The following is a 2,036-nucleotide window of genomic DNA, read 5'->3' on the forward strand; positions in this document are numbered from 1 at the left end:
CGATCAATGCCTCCTGCTCCTTGCTGTTGGCCCAATCGGACAGCAGCGTTGCCGCAAATCCGAGGCCGGTGGCAAGAATAGCCAAAAGCTTGATCGTGTCACGTTTCCTTCTCATGAAGCGTTTACCTCCTTTCCATAACAGTCATTGCGTTTTCTGCGTATCGGTCACAAATATTCATCGTATTCCGCTTCGCTGACCGGCGGAAACGGCGCGTCGATGATAAAACATTCGACTTCACCATTCAGACCATCGTCCACCATGGCTCGGCTGTGGTCGAAATCGACCCAATAGAGGCCGTCCGAAACCATCCAACCAATGTCATCGCCACCCTGAACACCTTCAATGCCGAGGAACTCATAAAAGTTATTCAGCGTGATAAATCCTCCGCCCAGTGCAAAATTACGGTTGAGATGATACTCCGCTTGGAGAACCTGACTGATAGTTGCCTGAAAATATCGCTCGGACATCGCGTCATAGAACAGCCGCTGTTCCTCGTTCGCACCCTCAAATTCCAAGCACGAACCGTTAATGAGATTGGGGGAGATGATCGTAGCGCCACTGCTGCGTTCAGCGGCGATTTGCCGCATGATATCCCGGTGGGCCTCCTCGCCAAAATTCTCGCGAACCTTGCGCTTGTAGTCGTTATAGGCCTGACTCACGAGCCCGTAGGCGCTGGCAAGAGCCGCCTGTTGGCGTTTGTTCAGAGCATTCGCCCCAAATATGCAGGCGATGGTGGAGCCGCCGACAATTACCGTGGGGACGTAACACCTCCAGCAGGACGCCACTGCCTCTTTCTTGGTGTAGGCATTCGGGTCTCCATCATGATTGATGCGGCTGTCCGAGTGGATCAGCTTCAACGCTTTCGGGGTCGCCTTGGCCGCCATAATAGCGGTAGCCACGACACCAGCCGCGCCAATGCAGGTAAGGATCGTCGGCGAAGCCTTTTTCAAGAACCGCTCCGCTTTGGGCACTAATCCGGTCGGGATTTTCATAGTCGATGCCTCCTTTCAAAAAGCATTTGTTAAATGTTAGGGCCTATAAGGGATTTGCTCCACATCGCCGCCGGCAACCGTAACCGACTGCATCATCATTCCAGTCTCCTCGTCGAAGTAGATAGACTCGGCGGCATCATCCCAATCCTGGAACTGCTCGGCCACGTTCTTGCCCCGAGACTTCCGGAGAGCAATCAGTTCCTCATGGACGACACGCCGCCACGCTCGGGCAATCGGCTTCCGGCTTTGAGCAAGGATGTTATAGAGGCCGGTCTCCGTGATGAAGCTGACAGTCCGCCTCTGGCCATGCGCTACCATCGGTAAAGTCAGCTTCTCGTCGGCCTCGCACATCTCAAGCATCTTCCAGACGTTGCCGTCGCTGTACTCGATCAGCTTAGCCACGTCCGAAGCCCTGAACAGGGGCACATCAAGCGAGCTGTAAATGGGCAAAGTCTTGTCCTTAAATATCACGCTTCCTACGATTTCCATTGATTTCAGTTCTCCTTTCAATGCAGCGGTTCTTCGCCCATCAGCTCCACCAGGACTGACCAAGCGGTGTCATGAGCGACACAAAAGATGTGATTATTGGGATGAGGTACAAGAGAATACCGATCCATAAGGTTGATAAACTCCTCCACAATATCCCAGGGAGACGCTTCTGGATTTTGGAGAATCAGGTCCTGTATCTCCAGCAGGGCCCATTTCTCATAGCTGAGTTGTGTGAACCAGTCTTTGCCTGCGTGTAATAGCTCCATGCTGATGGCGATAATAGACTCTTTGATATCTTGCAGAATCTGCTCACGCATACGTCTCTCCTTTCTCCGCAAAAATAATAGGAGCCCCTGCCAAAGGGCTCCATGCCGTCGGAGAAGCAGCGCGAGACTCGAACTCGCAACACACAGATTTTAGTCTGTCGCTCTACCATTGAGCTAACTGTTTCTCCATAAAAGGATATGTGTTTTTCGCGTGGAAAGGCGAAGAGCCCCTGTTCAGGGCTCGGCCTTATCTCCCTTCTTTTGATTGTTTTGGTACACACTTTTGAC

General features: G+C 52.4%; 3 protein-coding genes and 1 tRNA gene. All 4 read right to left on the bottom strand.

From position 1 onward, the window contains the following. Nucleotides 1-165: 165 nt before the first annotated feature. The 4 genes from JX325_RS15840 to JX325_RS15855 all read right to left on the bottom strand — a co-directional run bounded on the left by JX325_RS15840 (nt 166) and on the right by JX325_RS15855 (nt 1,933). Nucleotides 166-993 (bottom strand): DUF6353 family protein, encoded by an 828-nt coding sequence (locus JX325_RS15840; RefSeq protein WP_204792017.1) that lies wholly within the window; start codon nt 991-993, stop codon nt 166-168. A gap of 36 nt (nt 994-1,029) precedes the next feature. Beyond that, nucleotides 1,030-1,482 (bottom strand): Bro-N domain-containing protein, encoded by a 453-nt coding sequence (locus JX325_RS15845; RefSeq protein ID WP_204792018.1) that lies wholly within the window; start codon nt 1,480-1,482, stop codon nt 1,030-1,032. 17 nt (nt 1,483-1,499) lie between these two features. After that, a complete protein-coding gene (locus JX325_RS15850) occupies nt 1,500-1,799 on the bottom strand; it encodes a hypothetical protein (RefSeq protein ID WP_204792019.1) in 300 nt (99 codons plus the stop codon). A gap of 61 nt (nt 1,800-1,860) precedes the next feature. Further along, nucleotides 1,861-1,933: transfer RNA gene (locus tag JX325_RS15855), tRNA-OTHER, on the bottom strand. Nucleotides 1,934-2,036: the final 103 nt, after the last annotated feature.

Source organism: Oscillibacter sp. CU971 (assembly GCF_905219725.1).
GTDB lineage: Bacteria > Bacillota > Clostridia > Oscillospirales > Oscillospiraceae > Oscillibacter.

Coding starts and splice junctions, on each gene's coding strand:
- JX325_RS15840 (WP_204792017.1), bottom strand. CDS start 993: ATGAAAATCCCGACCGGATTAGTGCCCAAAGCGGAGCGGTTCTTGAAA.
- JX325_RS15845 (WP_204792018.1), bottom strand. CDS start 1,482: ATGGAAATCGTAGGAAGCGTGATATTTAAGGACAAGACTTTGCCCATT.
- JX325_RS15850 (WP_204792019.1), bottom strand. CDS start 1,799: ATGCGTGAGCAGATTCTGCAAGATATCAAAGAGTCTATTATCGCCATC.